20 protein-coding genes and 1 CRISPR repeat array are annotated in these 23,743 nt (G+C 58.7%); of the genes, 16 read left to right on the top strand and 4 right to left on the bottom strand.

Going from position 1 to position 23,743, the window contains the following annotated elements:
* The first annotated feature begins 116 nt into the window (after window positions 1-116).
* Window positions 117-593 (top strand): DUF2489 domain-containing protein, encoded by a 477-nt coding sequence (locus KTN04_RS14080; protein WP_217335873.1) that lies wholly within the window; start codon window positions 117-119, stop codon window positions 591-593.
* A 4-nt stretch (window positions 594-597) separates the two neighbouring features.
* Complete coding sequence (locus tag KTN04_RS14075; protein ID WP_217335872.1) at window positions 598-975, top strand: hypothetical protein; 378 nt, start codon at window positions 598-600, stop codon at window positions 973-975.
* Here the strand turns inward: KTN04_RS14075 and KTN04_RS14070 are convergent, their stop codons facing one another.
* Genes KTN04_RS14070 through KTN04_RS14060 form a run of 3 tightly spaced genes read right to left on the bottom strand, consistent with a single transcriptional unit; the run spans window position 976 to window position 6,322 of the window.
* The gene (locus KTN04_RS14070; RefSeq protein ID WP_217335871.1) at window positions 976-3,267 is read right to left on the bottom strand and encodes an ATP-binding protein; all 2,292 of its coding nucleotides are present in this window, start codon (window positions 3,265-3,267) and stop codon (window positions 976-978) included.
* On the bottom strand, window positions 3,264-4,223 hold the full coding sequence (locus KTN04_RS14065) for an ABC transporter substrate-binding protein (RefSeq protein ID WP_217335870.1): 960 nt from the start codon (window positions 4,221-4,223) through the stop codon (window positions 3,264-3,266). The genes KTN04_RS14070 and KTN04_RS14065 overlap by 4 nt, the downstream gene beginning before the upstream one ends.
* An 8-nt stretch (window positions 4,224-4,231) precedes the next feature.
* A complete protein-coding gene (locus KTN04_RS14060) occupies window positions 4,232-6,322 on the bottom strand; it encodes a TonB-dependent receptor plug domain-containing protein (protein WP_217335869.1) in 2,091 nt (696 codons plus the stop codon).
* Window positions 6,323-6,532: 210 nt separating this feature from the next.
* Here KTN04_RS14060 and KTN04_RS14055 point away from each other — a divergent pair, with 210 nt between their 5' ends.
* The 5 genes from KTN04_RS14055 to KTN04_RS14035 are packed head-to-tail and all read left to right on the top strand — an operon-like array spanning window position 6,533 to window position 10,838.
* Window positions 6,533-7,681, top strand: a complete 1,149-nt coding sequence (locus tag KTN04_RS14055; protein ID WP_217335868.1) for a pyridoxal phosphate-dependent aminotransferase — start codon at window positions 6,533-6,535, stop codon at window positions 7,679-7,681.
* A complete protein-coding gene (locus KTN04_RS14050) occupies window positions 7,669-8,457 on the top strand; it encodes an amidohydrolase (RefSeq protein WP_217335867.1) in 789 nt (262 codons plus the stop codon). The genes KTN04_RS14055 and KTN04_RS14050 overlap by 13 nt, the downstream gene beginning before the upstream one ends.
* A 10-nt stretch (window positions 8,458-8,467) precedes the next feature.
* The gene (locus KTN04_RS14045) at window positions 8,468-9,232 is read left to right on the top strand and encodes a 5-oxoprolinase subunit PxpA (protein WP_217335866.1); all 765 of its coding nucleotides are present in this window, start codon (window positions 8,468-8,470) and stop codon (window positions 9,230-9,232) included.
* Complete coding sequence (gene pxpB, locus KTN04_RS14040) at window positions 9,229-9,918, top strand: 5-oxoprolinase subunit PxpB (RefSeq protein ID WP_328515990.1); 690 nt, start codon at window positions 9,229-9,231, stop codon at window positions 9,916-9,918. The genes KTN04_RS14045 and pxpB overlap by 4 nt, the downstream gene beginning before the upstream one ends.
* On the top strand, window positions 9,915-10,838 hold the full coding sequence (locus KTN04_RS14035) for a 5-oxoprolinase subunit C family protein (protein WP_217335865.1): 924 nt from the start codon (window positions 9,915-9,917) through the stop codon (window positions 10,836-10,838). Before pxpB ends, KTN04_RS14035 begins: the two co-directional genes overlap by 4 nt.
* Window positions 10,839-10,842: 4 nt before the next feature.
* Here the strand turns inward: KTN04_RS14035 and KTN04_RS14030 are convergent, their stop codons facing one another.
* Complete coding sequence (locus KTN04_RS14030) at window positions 10,843-11,928, bottom strand: DUF5610 domain-containing protein (RefSeq protein ID WP_217335864.1); 1,086 nt, start codon at window positions 11,926-11,928, stop codon at window positions 10,843-10,845.
* 181 nt (window positions 11,929-12,109) lie between these two features.
* Here KTN04_RS14030 and KTN04_RS14025 point away from each other — a divergent pair, with 181 nt between their 5' ends.
* The 9 genes from KTN04_RS14025 (at window position 12,110) to cas2 (ending at window position 21,459) form a co-directional block, all read left to right on the top strand.
* A complete protein-coding gene (locus KTN04_RS14025) occupies window positions 12,110-12,400 on the top strand; it encodes an HNH endonuclease (protein WP_217335863.1) in 291 nt (96 codons plus the stop codon).
* Window positions 12,401-12,492: 92 nt separating this feature from the next.
* Window positions 12,493-13,530, top strand: a complete 1,038-nt coding sequence (locus KTN04_RS14020) for an NERD domain-containing protein (RefSeq protein ID WP_217335862.1) — start codon at window positions 12,493-12,495, stop codon at window positions 13,528-13,530.
* A 53-nt stretch (window positions 13,531-13,583) separates the two neighbouring features.
* On the top strand, window positions 13,584-15,821 hold the full coding sequence (gene cas3, locus KTN04_RS14015; protein ID WP_217335861.1) for a CRISPR-associated helicase Cas3': 2,238 nt from the start codon (window positions 13,584-13,586) through the stop codon (window positions 15,819-15,821).
* A 355-nt stretch (window positions 15,822-16,176) separates the two neighbouring features.
* Complete coding sequence (gene cas5c / locus KTN04_RS14010) at window positions 16,177-16,851, top strand: type I-C CRISPR-associated protein Cas5c (protein WP_217335860.1); 675 nt, start codon at window positions 16,177-16,179, stop codon at window positions 16,849-16,851.
* Window positions 16,848-18,653: a type I-C CRISPR-associated protein Cas8c/Csd1 gene (gene cas8c / locus KTN04_RS14005; protein WP_217335859.1), complete on the top strand. Its 1,806-nt coding sequence runs from the start codon at window positions 16,848-16,850 to the stop codon at window positions 18,651-18,653. The genes cas5c and cas8c overlap by 4 nt, the downstream gene beginning before the upstream one ends.
* A complete protein-coding gene (gene cas7c, locus KTN04_RS14000) occupies window positions 18,650-19,519 on the top strand; it encodes a type I-C CRISPR-associated protein Cas7/Csd2 (protein ID WP_217335858.1) in 870 nt (289 codons plus the stop codon). Before cas8c ends, cas7c begins: the two co-directional genes overlap by 4 nt.
* Window positions 19,520-19,538: 19 nt before the next feature.
* Window positions 19,539-20,153: a CRISPR-associated protein Cas4 gene (gene cas4 / locus KTN04_RS13995; protein ID WP_217335857.1), complete on the top strand. Its 615-nt coding sequence runs from the start codon at window positions 19,539-19,541 to the stop codon at window positions 20,151-20,153.
* Window positions 20,150-21,166: a type I-C CRISPR-associated endonuclease Cas1c gene (gene cas1c, locus KTN04_RS13990; protein ID WP_217335856.1), complete on the top strand. Its 1,017-nt coding sequence runs from the start codon at window positions 20,150-20,152 to the stop codon at window positions 21,164-21,166. Before cas4 ends, cas1c begins: the two co-directional genes overlap by 4 nt.
* Window positions 21,166-21,459, top strand: a complete 294-nt coding sequence (cas2, locus tag KTN04_RS13985; RefSeq protein ID WP_217335855.1) for a CRISPR-associated endonuclease Cas2 — start codon at window positions 21,166-21,168, stop codon at window positions 21,457-21,459. Before cas1c ends, cas2 begins: the two co-directional genes overlap by 1 nt.
* A gap of 186 nt (window positions 21,460-21,645) precedes the next feature.
* A CRISPR array of direct repeats spans window positions 21,646-23,680; the repeat unit is 32 nt; unit sequence GTCGCACCCCACGCGGGTGCGTGGATAGAAAC.
* Window positions 23,681-23,743: the final 63 nt, after the last annotated feature.

Here is a 23,743-nt window from a genome sequence, read left to right as displayed (position 1 = left end):
CTGCCCCCGCCGTTTTTCCCGCCCCATCAATCCTCTGCGCTCTGCTCTGCGTAAAGAGTGCATGCACGACCACGTCTGGCATAATGCCCCAGCAGCTAACAGTGCAAGAGGTAAGCATGAGCACCACTCTGATTTACGGCCTGACCGCCTTGGGCGTCCTGGCCATTATCGTTCTGTCCGTTGTCATCCATCGTCAGGTGCGTCAGGCACAGGCCCGCAAGGCTGAACAGGCGCGTCGGGAAGCGGCCGCCGTGGCGGCACTGGAAGAGCGCCATCAATATCTGCAGGAAAGCATCCGCCTGGTGGCGGGCGCCATTCTGCATGACGACAAGATGACCCTGACCGAAGGCTGTATCCGCCTCAAGGTGCTGCTGGAAAACTACCGGCCACAGCTGCTGCAGCAGGAGGCTTACGCGGTGATTACCGAGGTGCACGACAAGACCAGTCACATCCCGATCAAGGACGAATGGCAGGCACTGCCGAAAAAACTCAAGCGCAGTTATCAACAGGAAATGCAGGCGCTGGAGCAGGAGTACGAAACCGCCGTACATGGCATTGCCCGCGAGCTGAGCAGCGGCACGCCGTTGCAGTAGTGTCATGGCGGAGTTCCTGATCGTTTTCACGGTATCACTGATTCTTATCGGCGGCTTGGTGCTGGCGCTGACTTGGGGCCGTGCCCCGACCTGGCGACCCGATCGGCGCAAGGTGCTGACACTGATGCAGCAGCTGCAGGCCGGGGAAGCCCGCCGTGACGAGTGGGAGATGTTTGTGGGTCTGCCTGTGCTGCACGATCCCGAACTGGAAGCGATCCGCCGCCAGTGTGTCGCCATTCACGAGGGTGATGAGCACCATCCGCCTGCCGCCGATGGGCTGGCGCCCTACCTGTATGACCGGGCGGCCCGCCAGCGTTTGGAAGCGGTCCAGGTCGAACTGGAGCACCTGATCGCCAGCGAACCCTTCTTCCGCCGTTTCTGATCAGCAGTACTGGTGATGTTCGATCAGTCGGCGCAGCTGATGACATCGACGCCAGCAGCGGGGAATGTTGCCCGCAACGGCGGCCTGATGCAGTTCGGCTACCACCGCTTCCAGTTCGGGCAGCTGATACAACCCCGCCAGCCCCAGCAGTTGATGAGCATGTGAACGCACGGTTGCCAGCTGGTTGTGCCGGATCGCCGGTGCCAGCGTGGCCAGCTGGTGCAGCAATTCCTGATGCAGGGCGTCTGGATCCACGTGGGCCTGTAACGGAGCCGTGCCGGCTATGCTGCTCGGCTGTTGGGACTGCTGGCACAGCCGATCCAGGTGGGTGAACAGCTCGGGCAGCTTGACCGGCTTGAGCATCACCTCATTGGCTCCGGCCTGCAGCAGAGCCTGATGTTCGTGTGTCATTACGCTGGCGGTCAGCGCAATGATGGGAGTCCGGCGATCCTGGCGGCGGATTGCTCGGGTGGCCTGAATACCGTCCATTTGCGGCATGTGGACATCCATCAGCACCATGTCCGGTCGCTCACGGGCAAAGGCGTCCAGCGCCAGCTGGCCAGTCGTGGCCGTGACGACCCGGGCCCCGGCTTGCGTCAATACCTTGTAGATCAGCAGTCGGTTGAAGTCGTTGTCTTCTGCCAGCAAAACCTTCAATGGACAGCTGAGAGTAAAACCGGCCGCGGCGGGTAATGGCTGCTCGGGCGGAGACAGCGGCAGTGCCGGGGTGCCGACGTCGGGACTGGCCAGCGGCAGGGTCAGCGTCAGGCCGATGCGGGTGCCGATGCCGGGTTGGCTTTCCAGTGTCAGAGTGCCGCCCATCATCTGTGTCAGGCGGTGGGCAATCACCAGCCCCAGGCCGGAACCGCCATAACGGCGGCTGATGGTGTTGTCGGCCTGGGAAAAGGCCTGAAACAGGTAACGTTGGCGTTCGGCCGAAATACCGATGCCGGTGTCACTGACGCTGAGCACCAGCTTGCAGTGACGCCCGGCTCGTACGGCGCGTGCACTGAGGCGCACCTCGCCGGCATCCGTGAACTTGACGGCATTGCCCAGCAGATTGGTCAGGATTTGTGTCAGGCGGGTGGGGTCGCCCACCACGGTCGGGGGCAGATCCGTATCCAGCTCTTCGATCAGTGTCAGCCCCTTTTGCTGTGCCATGGGCGCCTGCATTTCCAGCAGGTTGAGCAGGCATTGGCGCGGATCGAAGGGCAACTGTTCCAGCTCGATGGCATCGGACTGCAGGCGTGAAAAGTCGAGGATATCATCGATGATGGTCAGCAGCAGGGTCGAATTCTGATCGATGATCTGGCAGTACTGCTGCTGCTCGGCGGTCAGGCGCGTGCCCTGCAGCAATTCGGAAAAGCCCAGAACGGAGGTCAGGGGCGTGCGCAACTCATGGCTCATGCGTGCCAGGAACTCGTCCTTGGCGTGGTTGGCATCGTCGGCCTGGCGGCGGGCCAGGGAGAGTTCTTCGTTCTGACGTTCCAAGTGACGCAGTGTTGTGGTCAGCTGACGCGTAGCCTTGCTGATCTGCTCGGCCTGTTCACGACTGGAGGTCTGAATACGGGAAGCCATGCGGTTGATGCCACGGGCCAGCAACCCCAGCTCGCCCGAAGCCTGGGTGGTCATGGCGCGGGTATCCAGCTGGCCGGCCTCCAGCCGTTCGATCACCTGGCCCAGTGCCTGGATGGGGCGGGTGATGCGCTGGCCGAAGCGTCCAGCCACCACCGCAGTTACCAGCAACCCAAGCGCAATCAGCAGCAGGCTGCTGAACAGCATGTCACGCCGGGTGCCGGTGGCATGTTCAGGGGATAGGACAACGGCAACCCAGCCGGTCTGATCAGGCTGGATGACGTCGAACATCAGCTCGGGATTATGCTCCATCAGCAGCGCACTGGTGGTAATGGGCGAAAAGAACAGCCAGCGCCCGTTCTGCGGTTGATAGGCCGGGCTGTAGGGGGTCAGCTCGACCGTGAAGTCACCCGAGCGATACAGCAGATTGAAGTTGGCATCGTAGAACAGCACATCGAGCACTTCCGGGTGGTTCTGGCGTGTTTTCTGACTGAGAATGCGCAGTTGGTAGCGGTTGCCGCTGATGACGCCGAACTCGGCCGCTGAGGCCAGCAGGTCTACCAGCAGGTGGCCGCGTTCCTGCAGGCGGGTTGTATTGTCGGCCAGGCGGCTGTAGGTGAAATAGGTGCCCAGAATGCCGGCCAAGGTCAGCATGGGAACCAGGGACAGCAGCAGTACGCGGCTGCGTATGCCCAGCTGGCGGCTGCCGAGGATCATCTATCCGTGGCCTCGGTACGCAGTTGGCGCTCCAGTTCGGCCGGCGTGGGCAAATCCAGTTTCAGGGTGCGTGCCGCCACCGGGTTGGTGCTGACGTTGAAATAAGCCGGGTGGCTGGGCGGCGGCAGGCCAGCGCCGCTCTGCAGTCGGTTGAGCCACTCGCCGGTTTGGCGGCCGATCTGCGTTGCCGAGGAGTGCACCGATGCGGTTGCCCCGGCCTGGGTGTAGTGCTCGGAAAAGCCGATGACCGGCAGCTGATTGCGCAGGGACAGGTACAGCAGCCACTTGGAAATGGCGCGGTTGAACACACTGCTGTCCGGAATCACCAGAAACACGTCGCTGGCAGAGATCACCGGGGTCAGCTTTTCGATCGGGTTGTCCTGCGGCGTCAGGTGGGCGGTCAACAGCTCGAACCGTGCTGCCTGGCTGCCTGTCTGCAAGGCCTGCTGCAGCGCACGACTACTGCTGCCCAGTGCGGAGCCCAGTACCTGCCCCTGCGGGCTGATCAGGCGGGCCAGATGAATCTGGCGCTGCAGCGGCTGGTCGATGAAAATGGCGCTGATGCGTGCACGGCTACTATTGGGCAACAGGGTTTGCTGCAGCAGCGTGAAGGTGGTCGACGGCAGAAAGGTGCAGATCAGCTGTGTCTGCGGGTCATACTGGCTGAGCAGCTGCTCGCAGGCCCGGCTGCCGACGGCCACGACCAGGCCCGCCTGGCGGTGCCGGGAGGCCAGCTGGTCCAGCGTGATGATATCCGGCTTGACCTGCGCCGTCCTGACAATGGCGTCGCGGACCTGGTTGTAACTGGGACTGAAGCCGCTCAGTACCAGCAACGGCGCATCGTTCGCAGGCGTGGCCTGAGCCGTCAGTGGTAACAGACATAGCAGACTGGCCAGCAGGCAGCGGATAGCACGGCGGCGTGGACGATCGGCGAGGTGGGCGGCTCCGGCAATCATTATGGGTCTCACTGGTACCTGAGGGTCAGTTGTAGCCAGGTGCGGCGGTCGAATTGGTTGTAGCGATAGAACTCCGAATAGGTTGGCCCGAATGCATTCTGAATCGTCAGTGCCGCTTCCAGTTCACTGCGGGACGTCAGCTGCCAGTTGTAAGCCGCACGCACGTCGGTGCGGTGATAGGCATCACGCCAGTCACCCTCGAACCAGTCCACATGGTCCATGTAGTAGTGGCCCAGGCTCAGATTCAGGGCTGGTCGAGGTTGCCAGTTCAACAGCAGGGACGCGGTGTGCTCGGGCGTGGTGGCATCTTCGAAGGTTTTGATTTTCTTCGCGCCGCGCTCCCAAGTATCGGTACGGGTGTTGATGTAAGCATAGTTCAGCAGGTACCAGAAGCTGTCACTTGGCTGGTGTCTGAAGCGTATTTCGGCACCACGGTTCTGCCAGCTGAAGCGGTTATCGCCCTGGCCGACACGGGGCGGATCATCCATATCCATACCGGGAGGCAGCGGAATAAAGTAGGCATCAATCATGGAAGTTAGCTCCTCCTGAAAAATGCGGATATCCAGGTGGCCATCCAGCGTTTCCAGGTGTCGGTAGTAGCTTAGCTCCAGCGTGTTCATGCGCTCGGTGTCCAGAGCTTTATTGGCACGGGCATTGTAGTCCACCACCACCGGGCCGGAGGATGAGGGCAGGTAGATGGTGGAGTTGGTATGCCGCTCCAGCAATGAAGGTAGGCGCTCACTGAGGGAATAGCCCAGGCGCAGGCTGCTGTGTGGGTCTGGGTGGTGGAGCAGGGCGTGACGATAGGAAAAGGCATCTGTTCCTTCCGAACTGTCTTCGTACATGAACCCGCTGGCCAGACGCCAGCGTGGCGTCAGGTCCCAGCCGGCATTGGCGAACAGGCGCCAGCGCTCTTCCGAGACCGGCCCCTCCTGCAGCAGCACGTCACTTTCTGCTGTTTCGTAGCGATAGCCGCTGCCGGCGACCAGGTCCAGCCGCCCCAACCGGTCGGTGAGCTGCAGTTCGGTATCGTAGGTATGAGTCGTACCGTGCTCCGGGTCGACGCGCAACGGATTCAGGTCCATGAAGCTGCGTACAAATGCCGTTTTCTGTTCCGGGCTCAGACTGTCATAGAAGGGCATGCCCTGCAGGCTGTCGTCCAGCAGGAGTTGGGTCTCCTTGAAGCTCTGGCGCCTGACCGACAGATCCAAGTAGTTGTGGTAGGCCGTCAGCTGCAACGTACCGGTATCGGAATACAGGTTCTGATACTTGATGTACTGATAATGGGCTTCATGATCACGCCGATAGTAACGGTCATCCACATCACCGGCTTGACCGGCATGGGTGTGGCCGCGGTCAACCCCGGCCTGCAGCCACAGGGTATCCTGCAGGGTTGGTGTATAACTGGTACTGAGTCGCAGATAGTTGCGGTTGAGGCCATCATCAAACCGGTCGAGGCCATCGTTCTGCTCGTGTCCGCCTGACAACTGATAGTTCCACAGCCCCAGGGCATCGGCATGGCTGAATTGCAGGTCACGTGTATTCAGGCTGCCGGCGCTGGCGCTGACATAACCGCCATGCTGGGAGGCGGGCTCGCGGGTAATGATGTTGATCGAGCCCATAAAGGCGTTGGAGCCCTGCGTCGGGACGTTGGAGCCGCGCACGACCTCGATGCGCTCGATATCCTGCAGGTTGAGTCCCAGCGAGGTCCAGTCCACCGTTGCCAACAGCGGCAGATAGACCGAGCGTCCATCCACCATGACTTCCAGTCGGCGCGGGAAGTTGTCGCTGGCGCCATGATAGGTGGTCGCAAAAGTGTTGGCGCCGACATGATAGCTCTGGAACCCCGGCACCAGGCGCAGCAGGTCGGGAATGTTGCGTGCCCCCGAGGCCGTGATCACGTCACGGCTGAGGATGCTGATGGACGCTGGTGCATCGGTCAGGCGTTGTGACAGGCGAGTAGCAGACGTGATTTCGGGGATATCGGTCAGGAAAGCCTGCTCGCTCAGGTACAGCTGTTCGTTAGCCAAGCTCAACGGGCTCAGCAGCGGCAGGGTAAACAGTGCAAGTGTGTGCCAGGGGGGCAGATATCGGGCCATGGTCGCTCCGGACATGGGTTATTTTATTTTCAGTCCTACATACAGCACAACCAGCGCCAGGATGATCGCTTCGATAATGAAACCGTTGTGCTCCAGAATCCAGTCCAGCATGGGCATTCTACCTGTTGATCAAGGTTAAACCAGTGCATTTGTTGAGCAGTTCTGGCCGTGTCCGGTAGTATTTGATCTTTATCACAAGCCGAGTATGTCATGCGATACCCAGAAACCAAGCTGCCCAGCGTCGGGACGACGATCTTTACGCAGATGTCGGCGCTGGCGCAAGCGCACGGCGCGATCAATCTGTCCCAGGGCTTCCCGGACTTTGACGGCCCCGAGGCACTGCTGTCCCGGGTGGATCATTACATCCGCCAGGGCGCCAACCAGTATGCGCCCCTGAGCGGTGTCGAACCGCTGTGCACGGCCATTGCCGCCAAGGTGGAGCGCTGCTATGGCCGTCGCGTGGACGCGGCGAGCGAAGTGACCGTGACCGCCGGAGCGACCGAAGCCCTGTTTGCGGCCATCGCCGCCGTGGTGCGGGCCGGGGATGAGGTGATCGTGTTTGATCCAGCCTATGACAGCTACGACCCGGCGATCACCTTGAACGGGGGCTGCGCCGTGCACCTGCCGCTGGCGCCGCCGCGGTTTGCCATCGACTGGGATCAAGTGGCTCGGGCCATTACGCCGCGCACCCGCATGATCATCCTCAACACGCCGCATAACCCGACCGGCCAGGTGTTGAGCCGCGAGGATCTGGACGCCCTGAGCTCACTGGTGGCCGGCACCGACATTCTGCTGCTGGCCGACGAAGTCTATGAACATATCGTCTTCGACGGCGCCGACCACCAGAGCGTCCACCGCTACCCGGCACTGGCCGAACGCAGTTTCGTGGTGTCCTCCTTCGGCAAGACTTATCACACCACTGGGTGGAAGCTGGGCTATTGCGTGGCGCCGGCCCCGCTGACCACCGAACTGCGCAAGGTGCACCAGTATGTCACTTTCAGTACCAGCACCCCGATGCAGCTGGCACTGGCTGACTATATGCAGGCGCACCCGGAACACGACCAACAGCTGCCGGTGTTTTACCAGGCCAAGCGCGATCGCCTCAATGCCCGGCTTGCCGACAGCCGCTTTGACTTCGCGCCGGTTGCCGGCACCTACTTCCAGATACTGGATTACAGTGCCATCAGTGACTTGCCCGATACCGAGTTTGTACACTGGCTGATCGAACACGCCGGCGTAGCGGCGATTCCGCTGTCCGTGTTCTATGAACAGCCGCCGGCCATGAAACGAATCCGGCTGTGTTTTGCCAAACATGTAGAGACCCTTGATCAGGCCGCGGAGCGACTATGCAAAATCTGAGAATCAGTCTGGTGCAGACGACCCTGAACTGGCAGCAGCCCGAGGTCAACCGGACTCGCTTGACCGAGCTGCTGGCACCGCTGGCGGGGCAGACCGACCTGATCGTGCTGCCGGAGATGTTCACCACCGGCTTTACCATGTCACCGGCCGACCTGGCCGAGCCCATGCCGGGACCGACGCTGGCCTGGATGCAGCAGCAGGCGCGTGAACTGGGTGCAGCGTTGTGCGGCAGTGTGGTGATTGAAGACGAGGGTTACCGCAACCGTCTGCTGTTCGTCACCCCGGAAGGTGAGGTACATCATTACGATAAGCATCACCTCTTTCGCATGGCCAACGAGCATGAATACTACGTGGCCGGTCAGACGCGCCTGGTGATCGAATACAAGGGCTGGCGCATCCTGCCCCAGATCTGCTACGACCTGCGCTTCCCGGTCTGGTGCCGCAACCGTGACGATTACGATCTGCTGCTGTGTGTCGCCAACTGGCCGGCGCCGCGCCGCCATCCCTGGCGTACTCTGCTGCTGGCACGGGCGATCGAAAACCAGTGCTATGTGGCGGGCGTGAACCGCGTCGGCGAAGATGGTAAGGGACTGGATTACAGCGGCGACAGCCTGCTGGTGGACTTCAAGGGCCAGGCCCTGCTCGATGGCCCGGCTGGCGAACCTTTCATCAAGACCGGTCTGCTCAATGGGGAGGACCTGAAGCAGTTTCGGTCAAAGTTTCCCTCCTGGCAGGATGCCGATGCGTTTGAACTGACCGACACCCCGGTGAACTGAGACGCACGTCATGCCTAAACGACTGCTGCTCAACTGCGATATGGGAGAAAGCTTCGGCCTCTGGAACATGGGGCTGGACGAACAGGTGATGCCGCTGGTGGACCTGGCCAACATCGCCTGCGGCTTCCATGCCTCTGACCCGATGACCATGACCCGCACGGTACTGCTGGCCAAGCATGCCGGGGTGCTGATCGGCGCCCATCCCAGCTACCCGGACCTGGTCGGCTTCGGCCGGCGCAGCCTGCAGTGCCACCCGCAGGAAGTGGTATCGATGATCCAGTACCAGGTCGGTGCGCTGGACGGTATCGCCCGCGCCCACGGCATGAAGGTTAGCTACGTCAAACCGCATGGCGCCATGTATAACGACATGATGCGTGATCACGACACCCTGCGTGCCGTGCTCGAAGGGGTGACCCAATACGATCGCACCCTGCCGCTGATGCTGATGGCCACCGCCGATAACAGCGCCGTGAAGACCATTGCCGAGGAGTTCGGTGCACTGCTGATGTTCGAGGCCTTTGCCGATCGTGCCTACGACGAGCACGGCTTCCTGGTGCCGCGCAGCGTGGCCGGCTCGGTCTATCATGACGACAGGCGCATTCTGCAACAGTCGCTGCAGCTGGCCGAAACGGGTGTGGTCACGACGCTGGAGGGCACTGAGGTGGCGCTGGAGGCGGATACGCTCTGCGTGCATGGCGACAACGCCGAGTCCGTGATGGCGGTGCAACATATTCGCACCGCACTGGATCGACTTTATGCAGGTGAAGGGACGTGATCCACTGGAGCATCGACAACGTCGGGCCGGATGCGCTGATCATCCGTTTTGGGCAGCAGATCGACGCGGCGCTGGTGCCGGTGATTCGCGCGGCGGCGGATCGGCTGTCCCGAGAACTGGGTGATCAACTGCGCGACCTGGTGCCATCCTACACCACGCTGATGCTGGTTTATGACCCCCTGAGCAGCGACTTTGCCCATCTAGTGCAGCAGATCAATACACTGTTGTCCCGCCTGGATGTCAGTCAAGCAGAGACCGGCCGCCTGGTCGAAATACCGGTGTACTATGCCCCTGAGGTCGGGCCGGATCTGGAGCGGGTAGCGCGGCTACACGGCATCAGTACAGAGGAAGTGATCCGCCTGCATGCGGCACGCGACTATCAAGTGTTTGCCATCGGTTTTGCGCCCGGTTTTGCCTATATGGGCGAAGTGGACCCGGCTTTGAGAACGCCGCGGCTGGAGACGCCGCGCACCCGTGTGCCGGTAGGCTCGGTGGCACTGGCCGATCAGCAGACGGCCGTCTATCCACTGGCTTCGCCGGGTGGCTGGAATCTGCTCGGGCGCACGGCGGTGAAGATGTTCGACCCCGCGCTGGACGGACTCTGCCCGGTGGAAGCTGGTGACCGGGTACGTTTTGTGCCGATCAGCCGCCGTGAATTTCTGGCGGCAGGCGGGGAGCTGTCATGAGCGGCCTGAAAATCGTTAATCCCGGCATTCTTGCCCTGATACAGGATCGGGGCCGCTTCGGTTATCAACACCTGGGGTTATCCACAGGCGGCGCGGCGGATGAGCACGCCTATTTGTGGGCCAATCGTTTGCTGGGTAATCCGTTGGATGCTGCCGCTATCGAGATCTGTTTTGGCGGGCTGGAGTTGGAAGCGCAGCTGGCTACGCGAGTGGCCCTGACCGGTGCCGACCTGCACCCCACGTTGAACGGTGACGCGGTGGATAACTGGCAGACGCTGAATCTGAAGCCGGGAGATCGACTGAGTTTCGGCCATGCCAAACAGGGCATGCGCGCCTACCTGACGGTGCAGGGTGGTTTCGCCATCGAACCGACGTTTGGCTCGGTGGCCACGGTGATGCGTGAGCAGATCGGCGGGCTGGATGGCCGCGGCAGCCAACTGCAGGCGGGAGATCTGTTGCCCTGCCAGGCCCAGCCGCCGGGACGGCATTTCAGCGTCCCCAACCGTTTCCGACCCGACTACAGCCAGCCGCTGACACTGCGTGTGATCGAAGGGCAGCAGAGCGCGCTGTTCCCGGCCGAGGTGCTGACGCGCTTCTACCGCGAGGCCTATGTCATCAGCCCGCAGAGCGATCGCATGGGCGTACGCCTGAGCGGCCCGGCGCTGGCGCCGCTGGCCGATGGTATTATCTCGGAAGGGGTCAGCTTTGGTGCCATACAGGTGCCCAAGGATGGCCAGCCGATCATCCTGCTCAAGGACCGTCAGACCATCGGCGGCTATCCCAAACTGGGCACGGTGTTTGCACTGGATGCGTTCGCACTGGCGCAACGTCAGCCCCATGTCGAGGTGTGTTTCGCGCCCATGCCGCTGCATGACGCCCAGCGGCAACTGCAGCAGTTCTACCGCTTTTTCACCGGCTAGAGGCTCAGTCTGTGCGGGGCTCTTCCTCGGGGGCTTCGGCTTCAGGCAGCGGCAGTACCGTATCCACCAGCTGCTGCAAGTTGTCGCGGTAGCTGGCCTTGAGTGCTTCGAGTGCATCCTGGAAGCGGGTATCCTGCTCCACCAGACCACCCAGAATATCGCGCCCGGCCTGGGCCGGTGATTGCAGGAATCCCAAAGAGGGCGCGCCTGCACTTTCGGCCAGATCCTTCATCAGCTGACCCAACCGCAGCCCCGGCTTGTCCTTCGGCTGATCCAGATTGCCGACCTGTTCATAGGTGCTGGCTTGCGCCCAGCTGCGGCTGTAGCTCATGTCCAGCTGCATGGACTGGAGTTCACTGGCATCAAAGCTGATATCGGCGCTCTGCTCAAAGGCCTTTTGTACATCGCCGTTGAAAAACTCGTCGGCTACGCCGGCAATATCGCGGATCATCTGCTGCAGGGCGTCGATCTCGCCCTCATCCAGTTCCCCCTTGACGCTGAACTGGTACTGGCTGCTTTCGCTGCGGCTGACATCCATCCAGGCCACCGCGTTGCCGTCACTGTCCACACCGGCGCCCATGCGCATATCCTGACTCTGGTTGCGGCTGAAGCTGATGCTGACCTCGTCACCATCCTGCGTCTTCACCGTCAGCGACATGTCCTCGGCGTTGCGGTAACGTTCGGCTGCACCCATGACGGCTTGTGCCTGGGCTTCACGACTGCCCGGTGCAATCTCGGTCAGTGCCTCGAAGGTGAGCTTTTCGGTCTCGTCCACCTGGGTCGCGATGCTGCCGTTGAGCATGTCGAGGCTGTCCAGGATCTCGCGCGCCTCCTTGAAGCCCTTTTCCACGCCTTTCACGGCGGCGTCGTACATCTGGTTCAGACGCTCGTCCGACGCACCGCGTGCCCGCGCCGCATCCAGCCCCTTGGCAACAAAGTCACTGATACGCCCGGCGACCTTGTCGGGGGTGAAGTTGTCCGCATCCAGCCCCGACAATTTGTCCGCGGACATGCCGGGAATCTGCTCGGCCAGCTTGCCCAGCATCACCTGGGTGGGGTTCTGTTGGGCCGCCGCTCTGGATTTGTCCATCTCCGGTTGCGGGCGGGAGGAGTAAATCTGTGTGGTAGGCGTTTGCACTTTCATGATCGGCTCGGCATGTTGGGGTTGATCGAAGAATATACAGTTATCGGCAGACGCGCAGCGGACTTGAACGAATGATCCTGGCCCCCGTGCCGCGCGTATCAGCCGCACGTTGCAAAGGAGCCTGCCCATGCGAACCCGTGCCCCGGTCGAGGCGTGCCAGTTGTGTGGCCGCCATATCGACCTGACGTTTCATCACCTGATTCCACGCAAGATGCATCGCCGACCACGCTTTCAGAAACAGTATACCCGTGCGCAGCTGAACGCAGGCATCTGGGTGTGTCGTGCCTGCCATAACGGCATCCACGAGCGTCACGACGAAATGGCCCTGGCGCGGGATTACAGCACCCTTGAACGGCTAAGGGCCGATCCGCAGCTGCAGAAACATGTGGCCTGGGTCGCGAAGCAGCGGCGGAGGTAGTCGTCGGGGATCTGCGACTTTTCGCGTCTGCCCAAGCCTGATTAAAATGGTTAGCATAGGGATGTAAACAGAATTCTGTCCAAGGAGGACGAATGACCATCCTGAAATACAAGGAGCCTTCAGCGACCACCGATCCGCGCCGTGCGGCGGGCGAGCGCCAGGAGCAAGACGTTGCCTTTTACCTGCGCCGTGCCTTCAAGAACGACCCCAACATACTGGTACTCAATGATTACCGCTTTACGCACAATGATGAAACGGCCCAGATCGATCATCTGATCGTGCACCGTGCCGGCTTCATCGTCATCGAATCCAAAAGCATTTACGGTGAAGTCAAAGTGAATGCCCAGGGCGAGTGGTCGCGCAGTTACAAGGGGCAGTGGAGCGGCATGCCATCGCCCATCCGTCAGGCCGAGTTGCAGATGGAGTTGTTGCGCGACTTTATGGGGGCTCACGTCGAACATTTTCTGGGCAAAATGCTTCTGGGCAGGGTGCAGCAAAAGGTAAGGTTCAGGGAATGGGATGTGCTGTGTACGGTCTCCAGCAGTTGTATTCTGCATCGTGAGAGCATGCCCTCAGAGCTCAGCAAAAGGGTTGTCAAAAGTGAATTTATTGCCGATGAAGTGCAGGGGATAGGTGGATACTCCAGAATCACAGCGGCATTCTCCAGCAAACCTCATTTTTCTGCTGAGGAGATGAGCCGCATAGGTACGTTTCTACTGGAGCATTACCAGCAACTTGGGTCTACTGTTCTCCACCCGACAGAGAAGCCTATCCCTGAACTTCCGCCCAAACCCGTAAAAACAGCTGTAGCCTCTGCGCCTCCTCCTCTTCAGAAGGAAACAACTGTAGCCATTGCACAGCTGAACGAAACGCCACCGACATACAACGCATCGGCACAAACCGACATCATTGGTGTTACCTGCAAAAAATGCGGTAGTAAAGAGAACCTGACTGCCATGTATGGCCAGTACGGCTATTACGTCAAATGTGGCCAGTGTGAGACCAATACATCAATGAAAACCGCTTGTCCCGAATGCAACAGCAGCAAGACCCGGGTGCGCAAACGCAAGGACGAGTATTGGTTGCAGTGCGAGTGCCAGGCATTGAGAAAACTGTATCAGCAGGGGTAGTTGAGAGTTCAGTCTTACAACGCAATGCTTGATTAGGAAGGGATAGAGTCAGGATGACAAAAGAAACCTACTACGCGCACTCCTGTGATCGCCCTGAAGCCGACTGGCAAACGCTGGCCGATCACTTGCAAGCGGTTGGTGAGCTGGCGGCAGCCAAGGCGGCGCACTTCGGTGCTGAGGAATGGGCTGAAGTTGAAGGGTTGCTGCACGATCTGGGTAAATACTGCCCCGAATTCCAGCAGCGTCTGCGTGGCAGCAAACGCCGGGTTGATCACGCGACCTGGGGAGCAAGGGTTGCCTGTGAACGATACAAGAATCTGGGTATATTGCTGGCCTACGCCATCGCAGGGCACCATACAGGCCTGGCGGATGGCTTGAGGCTGGATAAGCCGCAGACGATTACCCCCCTGGCCGACCGGTTGGCAGCACCGCCCGATACCGAACTGGATGAGGCGTGGCAATCTGAAATCACTCTGAAGCCCAAGCCTGCGCCGCCACCGCTGAATATGGTGGAAGAGCACACGGGCAAGTTGTTTCAGATGTCGGTGCTGGGACGGATGCTCTATTCCTGCCTGGTTGATGCGGACTTTCTGGATACCGAAGCCTTCTATAATCGCATTGAAAATACGCCTCTTCGTGACAGCTCTTTCCCTTCGATAGTTGAGTTGAAACAGCAGCTCGATGCTTATTTGTCCCAACCGCGTTTCAACGCGACCGATGGTATCAACGGTATACGCCAACGCATTCTGAACCATGTCCGTCGACAGGCTGAGTTGGAACCGGGGCTGTTTTCGCTGAATGTGCCGACCGGTGGGGGCAAGACCCTGGCCTCGCTGGCCTTTGCGCTGGATCATGCCGTTAGACACGGGAAGAGGCGGGTGATTCTGGTGATCCCTTTCACCAGTATTGTGGAGCAGAATGCGCGGGTGTGGCGGGAGGCGCTTGGGTCCTTGGGCGAAGCGGCATTGATCGAGCATCACAGTGCCTATGATCAGGAAAAACAGTCATTCAAGGACCCAAACAGCAAGGACAAGCTGCGCCAGGCTGCCGAGAACTGGGAAGCACCGATAGTCGTTACTACAGCCGTGCAGTTTTTCGAGAGCCTCTATGCCAATCGCTCGTCGCGCTGCCGCAAGCTGCACAACATTGTCAACAGCGTCGTGATACTGGATGAAGCACAAACCCTGCCCGTAAAACTGCTGCAGCCCTGTGTCGCTATGGTGGCGGAACTGGCACGCAACTATTGCACCAGTCTGGTGCTCTGTACCGCAACCCAGCCTGCCCTGCGTGAGGTTGATGGCTTTAAAAATGGTCTAGCCAATGTGCGCGAGCTGGCCCCGGATCCGCAGCGGCTACATGCCGAGCTGGAGCGGGTGAGCGTAGCGCATGTGGGGGCACTGACCGATGAAGAACTGCTGGATGCCTTGCTGGCGCAGGAGCAGGTGCTGTGTATCGTCAATAATCGGCGTCATGCACGCAGCCTGTTTGAACAGCTGCGACAACAGGGGGAAGCGGCTTTCCATCTGACTACGCTGATGTGTGCTCGACACCGCTCTGTTATGTTGGAACGTATTCGTGAGCGACTACTGGAGGGCCTGCCGGTCAGGCTTGTTTCAACGTCCTTGATTGAAGCGGGTGTCGATATCAGTTTCCCGACAGTCTACCGTGCCGATGCAGGGCTGGATTCCATCGCCCAGGCAGCCGGACGTTGCAACCGGGAGGGGCGGTTCGATAAATCGGACAGTCGGGTTAATGTTTTTACCGTTGCCGATGACTGGGCGATGCCGGCGGAGCTTGAACAGTATGCGCAGGCATTTCATCGTGTGTATCGCAAACATGCAGATAACCTGCTGTCACTGGATGCGATTCGCGCCTATTTCAGCGAGGTCTATTGGGTCAAGGAGCAGCAGATGGATGCCCCCGGTATCCTTGGCAGCGTGCGTCAACTGGAAGGTATTCCCTACGAGCAGATGGCTAGTGACTTCCGCATGATCGAAAGCAATATGCTGCCGGTCATCGTGCCATACGATGAAGAGGCTCGGAGCCAGCTTAATAGCCTGGCATTTGCTGACCGGATAGGCGGCATTGCCCGCAAGCTGCAGCCTTATCTGGTTCAGGTGCCGGAGCAGGGACTCAAGGCGCTGATGGCAGCGGGTGCCGTACAACCGGTTGCTCAGGAAAAATATGGTTATCAGTTTCTGGTGCTGGTAAGTAACAGTTTGTATGACGCCGAGTGTGGATTGAGCTGGGAAGAGCCAAGCTTTGTCGAGGCAGAGAAGTTAGTGATATGACATTCAAATGTTCTATTGATTTTAATCGATAATTGATTTTTTGGTTTTCTTCTGTAAGCTGTGGGGTGTCGATGCAACTAAAGGAACTGCAATGGCTGCGCCACCGGAACAAAATCCTTGGTTCTCTATGGATCTACGGCTTGGGCGTGGGAAGCACTCTTTTCGCCTGAAAATTTTGGGTGGATTTGGGTTTGTATCGACAATTGTCGCAATAGCAGCAATAGTATCTGGTCAAGGCCGTGCCTTGGATGTTTTACAGTTGTTGTTAGAGCGTGGGTAGAAACTATTGGCTTTAGTCGATAAAGCATGAGTCTCCTTCCTAACGGAAGGAGGCTTTCCCCAAACAGGAGGTTACATGGCATACGGAATTCGCTTGAAAGTATGGGGCGAACGCGCCTGCTTCACCCGCCCCGAGATGAAGGTGGAGCGTGTCAGTTATGACGTGATCACGCCATCGGCCGCGAGGGGTATTATCGAAGCCATCCACTGGAAGCCCGCCATTCGCTGGCACATCGACAGAATCCACGTTCTCAACCCCGTCGTATTTGAATCTATCCGCCGTAACGAGGTGGGCAGCAAGTTGTCCGCCGCTAATATCAAGAAGGCGATGAAAGCGGGCAATACCGCCGGGCTGGTCAATTATGTCGATCAGGATCGCCAGCAGCGTGCCGCCATGGTACTGCGCAATGTGGCCTATGTGATCGAAGCGCACTTCGAACTGACCAGTCGAGCCGATACTTCCGACAGCGAAGGCAAGCACCTGGATATCTTCAACCGCCGTGCTCGCAAGGGGCAGTTCTTTCATGCCCCCTGCCTGGGCGTGCGAGAGTTTCCGGCCAACTTCGAGCTGATCGAAGCGGAAGAACAGATACCCACACCTTCTGGTGAGCTTGAAGGGGAGAAGGATCTAGGCTGGATGCTGCATGACTTCGATTTCAGCCGAGAGTCCACCCCGCACTATTTTCGCGCCCTGATGCGTGATGGCGTGATCGAGGTGCCACCGTTCCGCTCGGAAGAGGTGAAGGCATGATCCTGACGGCACTGAGCAACTACTACGCCCGATTGGTAGAGCAGGGCAATCCGGATGTGCCTCCCTATGGCTATAGCCCCGAAAAGATCAGTTATTGCCTCGTTATTGACCGCCAGGGGACTTTGATTGACGTGGTCAGTCTGCTGGATACCACAGGGAAAAAACCGCGTCCGTCGGTTTATCTGGTGCCTCAGCCACCCAAGCGGTCGGCCAATATTGCACCAGGCTTTATGTGGGACAAGTCGGGCTATGTACTGGGACTGACTGCCAGCGAGAAGGACAAGGATATTCACCGAGCCCGACAAACCCATGAGGCCTTCAAGGAGTATCATCGCCAATGGCTGGAAGGTGAGGATGATCTTGGACTGCATGCACTGCTTGCTTTTCTGGACCGGTGGGACCCTGAGGACGAGGCTTGCGTCGGTCTGATTCCCGTTGATGCACTGGATACCAATCTGGTTTTCCGACTTGATGAAGAGCCGGGCTTTTTGCATCAGCGTGATGCGACAAAGGCGGTTCGAGATCGACAACTGGCATCGCCGGATGGGCACACAAGTACTTGCCTGGTAACAGGGGAGTCTGCGCCCATAGCGGCGCTGCACCCTTCCATCAAGGGGGTCAACGGGGCACAGACAGCGGGTGCTTCACTGGTGTCTTTCAACCTGTCCGCCTTTGAGTCTCATGGCAAGAAACAGGGCATGAATGCGCCGGTTTCCGAACGTGCTGCCTTTGGCTATGGTACGGCACTGAATTACCTGCTGCGGCGCGATCCGAACAATCGGCAGCGGCTGCAGATTGGTGACAGCACCGTTGTGTTCTGGGCGGAGGCGGGGAGCCCGCAGGAGGCCGAGGCAAGTGAAGACTTTCTCGGTGGTTTGCTGTCACCGCCAACCAATTCGGAAGATCTGGATAACCCCGAAGTGGATCGCCTGCACGCAACGCTGAACAAGGTGGCGGCAGGCGAGCCTTTGCAAAATCTGAATCTGCAACTGAACCCCGATACACGTATTTACATACTGGGATTGGCGCCCAACGCCGCTCGCCTTTCGGTACGTTTTTGGGAGGTGGATACGCTGGAGCGGTTTACTCAACGCATTGGTGAGCACTACCGGGATCTGTTGCTTCAGCCTGTCCCCTGGAAAAAACCGCCTTCCATATGGCGACTGTTGCTGGAAACCGTTCCCCACCGTGAGGGGGGAAGGGCGAAAGCGGATGATGTTACGCCTCATCTGGCCGGGGAGCTGGCCCGTGCCATTCTGACCGGGCGACGCTATCCGCGTCACCTTTTGACCCACATGATCATGCGCATGCGTGCCGATGGCCATTTGTCGTCACTGCGCGTCGCGCTCTGTAAGGCGGTACTGGTGCGCGATCAGCGCCTCGGCTCAATCAAAGACAAGGAGATTCCCGTGAGTCTGGATATTGACAACAGGGACCCGGGCTATGTGCTCGGACGTTTGTTCGCAACACTTGAGTCTGTTCAGCGTGCTGCGCTGGGCCAAAAAGTGAATGCGACCATTAGAGATCGTTATTATGGCGCAGCGTCGGCGACACCGGCCAGTATTTTTCCGGTGCTGTTGCGTAATGCACAAAACCATTTCAGCAAGGCACGTAAGGTAAAGCCCGGGTTGGCGGTTAACTTGGAGAAGCAGACCGGTGCCATTGTGGAGTTATTGCCGGCCGAATTCCCGAAAACGCTGGGGCTGGAAGAGCAGGGCCGCTTTGCGATCGGTTATTACCACCAACATAACGAAGTTTTCAACAAGCATGCACCAGATATCCAGGAAGGAGACACGGAATGAGTGCCATTAACAACCGTTATGAATTTGTTTTTTTGTTTGATGTTACCAACGGAAATCCTAACGGTGACCCCGATGCTGGCAACATGCCCAGGCTCGACCCGGAAACCAACCGTGGTTTGGTGACAGATGTGTGCCTGAAGCGCAAGATTCGCAACTTCGTTGAGATGGCCAGGGAGGATGAGCCCGGTTTCGATATCTACATGCAGGAAAAATCCGTGCTGAACAACCAGCACAAGAAGGCCTATGAGGCGCTGAGTATCGAGCCGGTGGCGAAAAAATTGCCAAAAGACCAGCAACAGGCACTGGAACTGACACAATGGATGTGCAAAAACTTCTTCGATGTACGTACCTTTGGTGCCGTGATGACGACAGAGGTGAATGCCGGTCAGGTCCGTGGCCCCGTCCAATTGGCGTTCGCCAGCTCCATTGATCCGGTGGTGCCGCTGGAAGTTTCCATCACGCGGATGGCGGTCACCAACGAGAGGGATCTGGAAAAGGAACGCACCATGGGCCGTAAGCATATTATTTCCTATGGTCTTTACCGCGTGCATGGCTACGTGTCTGCCAAGCTGGCGCAGAAAACCGGTTTCTCCGAAGATGACCTACAGTTGCTGTGGCAGTCACTGATCAACCTGTTCGAGCATGACCGCTCGGCTGCCCGTGGCGAGATGGCGGCCCGTCAGCTGGTGTTGTTCAAGCACGAATCCGAGCTGGGGAATGCTCCTGCGCATAAGCTGTTTGAAACCGTTACGGTTGAACGTGCCAACGGTGCTGCTGGCAGTCCGGCACAGTCCTTTGATGACTATCGCATTGTGGTGAATGCCGAAGCTGTTCCGGCCGGCGTGTCAGTCGAGGAGTTGATCTGATTCAACCAGGGATAAGGTCATGGATGACACCCTCAACATTTCCGCTATCCAGCACTACGCCTATTGTCCGCGTCAGTTTGCGCTGATCCATGTCGAGCAGGTCTGGGATGACAACCGTTTCACCGCCGAGGGGCTGTTGCTGCATCGGCGGGTGGACGGCGGAGAGCCGGAGCAGCGTGGGCATGTCCGCTACGAACGAACCGTATTATTGAAGTCGGAACGGCTGGGGCTGATTGGCAAAATGGACTTGCTCGAGATTGATACCTCGGATGGTTATCGCCTCATTCCGGTGGAGTATAAGCGCGGTCGTTCGAAAACCCAGGACTGGGATCGGCTGCAGTTGTGTGCTCAGGCGCTATGCCTGGAAGAGATGCGACACGTTGATATCGAAGAGGGCGCCATCTGGTACTGGGAAACGCGCCGGCGCGAAGAGGTTCGGTTCGACACCGCTCTGCGGGCGCGTACCGAAGCCATTATCGTCAATGCCCGAAACCTTATTCGAAACGGTACGACTCCACCGCCCACCGAAGAACGTAAACGGTGCAGGGCCTGTTCTCTGTATGAACTGTGCCAGCCTGATGCCTTGCGTCAGGACCACTCCGCTGCGTATATCCGGGACCTTTTCCAACCATGAAAAAACTGTTGAATACGCTCTATATCACGCGTCAGGAAACCTACCTGCACAAGGAGCGGGAAACGATCGTCATCAAACAGAAAGATGAGAAGCTGGGACAGTTTCCTTCGCTGGCGCTGGGCAATATCCTCTGTTTTGGACGTGTATCGGTATCACCCTTCCTGATGGGCTACCTGTCGGAGAAGGGCATAGGCCTTGGTTTCTTTACCGAATACGGCCGTTTTCTGGCACGGGTTCAGGGGCCTGAATCCGGCAATGTGCTGCTCAGACGCAGCCAGTATCGCTGGGCGGATGACCCGGACAAATCCATGTCGGTGGCTCGGCTGATGATCGCGGCCAAAATCAGCAACAGCCGCGCGGTCATTCAGCGGGACCTGCGCAACCACGGCGACAATACAGCCTTGCGCGAGGCCGTCGATAAGCTGGCAACCAGCCTGCGTAGTGTGCAGAAGACCAAAACAGCCGACAGCCTGATGGGTGTAGAAGGCGACGCGGCCAATTGCTATTTTTCGGTGCTGCAGCAGCGTTTGCGCAAGGATCATTTTCAATTCAATGGTCGTGTACGACGTCCACCGACTGATCCGGTGAATGCTTTGCTGTCATTTATCTATTCCATGATTACTCAGGACTGTGTGGCAGCGCTTCAGGGCGTTGGGCTTGATCCCTATGTTGGGTTTCTGCATCGGGACCGGCCAGGTCGTCCAGGGCTGGCGCTGGATCTGCTGGAAGAGTTCCGTGCCGGATGGGCTGACCGGCTGGTACTTACGCTATTGAATCGCCAACAGTTGAAACAGCAGGATTTTGTAACTGAAGCCAGTGGCGCCGTGCGTTTGACCGACAATGGTCGAAAAGTTGTACTGGTTGCATTCCAGGAGCGCAAACAGGAAGAACTCGTACATCCCTATCTGCAGGAAAAAGTATCCATCGGGTTGTTGCCACATTGCCAGGCCATGTTGCTGGCGCGGCATATTCGCGGAGATATTGAGTACTATCCACCCTGGACGTTGAAATAATGCTGGTGCTGATCACCTATGATGTCAGCGTAGTGACATCCGACGGGCAACGCAGGCTGAGAAATATTGCCAAAACCTGCCTGGATTACGGGACCCGGGTGCAGAACTCCGTATTTGAATGCGAAGTTACCCCTGCACAATTGGTCGTTTTAAAGGCAGAATTGATGGATATCTACAATCCTGATGAAGACAGCCTTCGGTTCTATCATTTGGGTAAAAAAGGGCGACAAAAGATAGAGCACTATGGTGCTAAAATCGTGCCCGACCCTCATTCCTCGCCGCTTATCCTGTAAGAATGGCATTCCGCTACCCTTGGGTTCTCATTAAATACCGGGAGGGTTGGCGGAATCTTAACTGTTTGAATAATAAGGTATTTTAAAACACCTTCTGTTCTGCTTCCTGTCGTTTTTCAATCTGTAGTTGTCGATAGCGATAAATTGGTTATTTTCCTTTGTTCTTTAACAACTTAGACTGCTGCTGTCGCACCCCACGCGGGTGCGTGGATAGAAACGCACTGGTCAACCGTGGCCTTGTCGCCGATCTGGGTCGCACCCCACGCGGGTGCGTGGATAGAAACGCTGTAGACTCCATCATCGCAGCCGGAACCGGCGGTCGCACCCCACGCGGGTGCGTGGATAGAAACCGCAAAATGCTGGAGGAGTGGTAATGGCCGCACTGCGTCGCACCCCACGCGGGTGCGTGGATAGAAACTGAGGAATACGAAACAACGATTACCGCCCCGGAAGTCGCACCCCACGCGGGTGCGTGGATAGAAACATCCACCGGTGACTATTGCCAGCTTACTGAACCTCGTCGCACCCCACGCGGGTGCGTGGATAGAAACAAAGTCGAGCACACCGGCTGGCGCCCCGGCGATAGTCGCACCCCACGCGGGTGCGTGGATAGAAACGCAATGTGGGTGAAGCGTTTGAACTATGTCTGCGTGTCGCACCCCACGCGGGTGCGTGGATAGAAACTGTCTCTGGTGTCTGGCGCTGCAACCGTTATGGATGTCGCACCCCACGCGGGTGCGTGGATAGAAACAACGCCTCAAAGCACGGCTATATTGCGATCCACAACGTCGCACCCCACGCGGGTGCGTGGATAGAAACTTTATCAACTCTAGGCGTAATACCGCCACTTTTCCCAGTCGCACCCCACGCGGGTGCGTGGATAGAAACAAGAACAGGAACAACTGATCCAGCAGTTGCAGAGCAAGTCGCACCCCACGCGGGTGCGTGGATAGAAACGCAGGCAGGATATGATCATCAAGACGCTGAACGGAGGTCGCACCCCACGCGGGTGCGTGGATAGAAACCTGTGCCTGCTCCTGCAGATCCACCACCCGGGTTTGTCGCACCCCACGCGGGTGCGTGGATAGAAACAGCAGTAGTGAATCAGAGTCAGCCACCCGGCGCATGTCGCACCCCACGCGGGTGCGTGGATAGAAACCCATCCCTAGAATAGAAGTCCTCAACCTCCTGTCGTCGCACCCCACGCGGGTGCGTGGATAGAAACTGATCCTGGTCATACTCGACCGGCTCTAGCTGGCCGTCGCACCCCACGCGGGTGCGTGGATAGAAACACCTTGGCTATGCGCCATTTGGATAGCCTCAGCTGGTCGCACCCCACGCGGGTGCGTGGATAGAAACGATGATCAGGTAGCCCTCCATATCGCCACCTGACCGTCGCACCCCACGCGGGTGCGTGGATAGAAACCAATGCCTGCGCTACTTCCGGAAAGTCCTCTTTGTCGCACCCCACGCGGGTGCGTGGATAGAAACACAGCCCCGACTGGTGGCGCTGCCTCCGGCATCCCGTCGCACCCCACGCGGGTGCGTGGATAGAAACTCGGATTCGGCACGTACTCGCTGCTGCTCTGCCGTCGCACCCCACGCGGGTGCGTGGATAGAAACTCAACCTGCTGACCCAGAGTTTCGGCGGTCGCCTCGTCGCACCCCACGCGGGTGCGTGGATAGAAACAATAGCTTGCCGCGCGGGTAGTCAGGGTGGTCACAGTCGCACCCCACGCGGGTGCGTGGATAGAAACTGCAGTACGCTTTCAATCGCATCATCGCCTTCACGTCGCACCCCACGCGGGTGCGTGGATAGAAACTAGATAAACGATCCTGCAACCGCGTGGCGACGCGGTCGCACCCCACGCGGGTGCGTGGATAGAAACAGCTTGCCCGATCAGTTGTGTCCAATGTCGCTGCCGTCGCACCCCACGCGGGTGCGTGGATAGAAACACGCCCACCACCGGCACCCTGTGGATTCGCCCTGAGTCGCACCCCACGCGGGTGCGTGGATAGAAACACGCCAAAGACAAAGAGCGACTGACCGAGCTGGAGTCGCACCCCACGCGGGTGCGTGGATAGAAACAGTCCATCGGCACCTTTGCACCTGGTACTCGTACGTCGCACCCCACGCGGGTGCGTGGATAGAAACTTTAAGGGCGAGTTTTACAGCAAGTCAGACCTTGGTCGCACCCCACGCGGGTGCGTGGATAGAAACCCCACTTCAGAAGAAATGATGCGCAGGCTCTACCGCGTCGCACCCCACGCGGGTGCGTGGATA

It is taken from the genome of Marinobacterium weihaiense (genome assembly GCF_019061305.1).
GTDB lineage: Bacteria > Pseudomonadota > Gammaproteobacteria > Pseudomonadales > Balneatricaceae > Marinobacterium > Marinobacterium weihaiense.
Note: the sequence above shows the minus strand (reverse complement) of the source record. Positions and strands in the feature narration are given on the sequence as shown.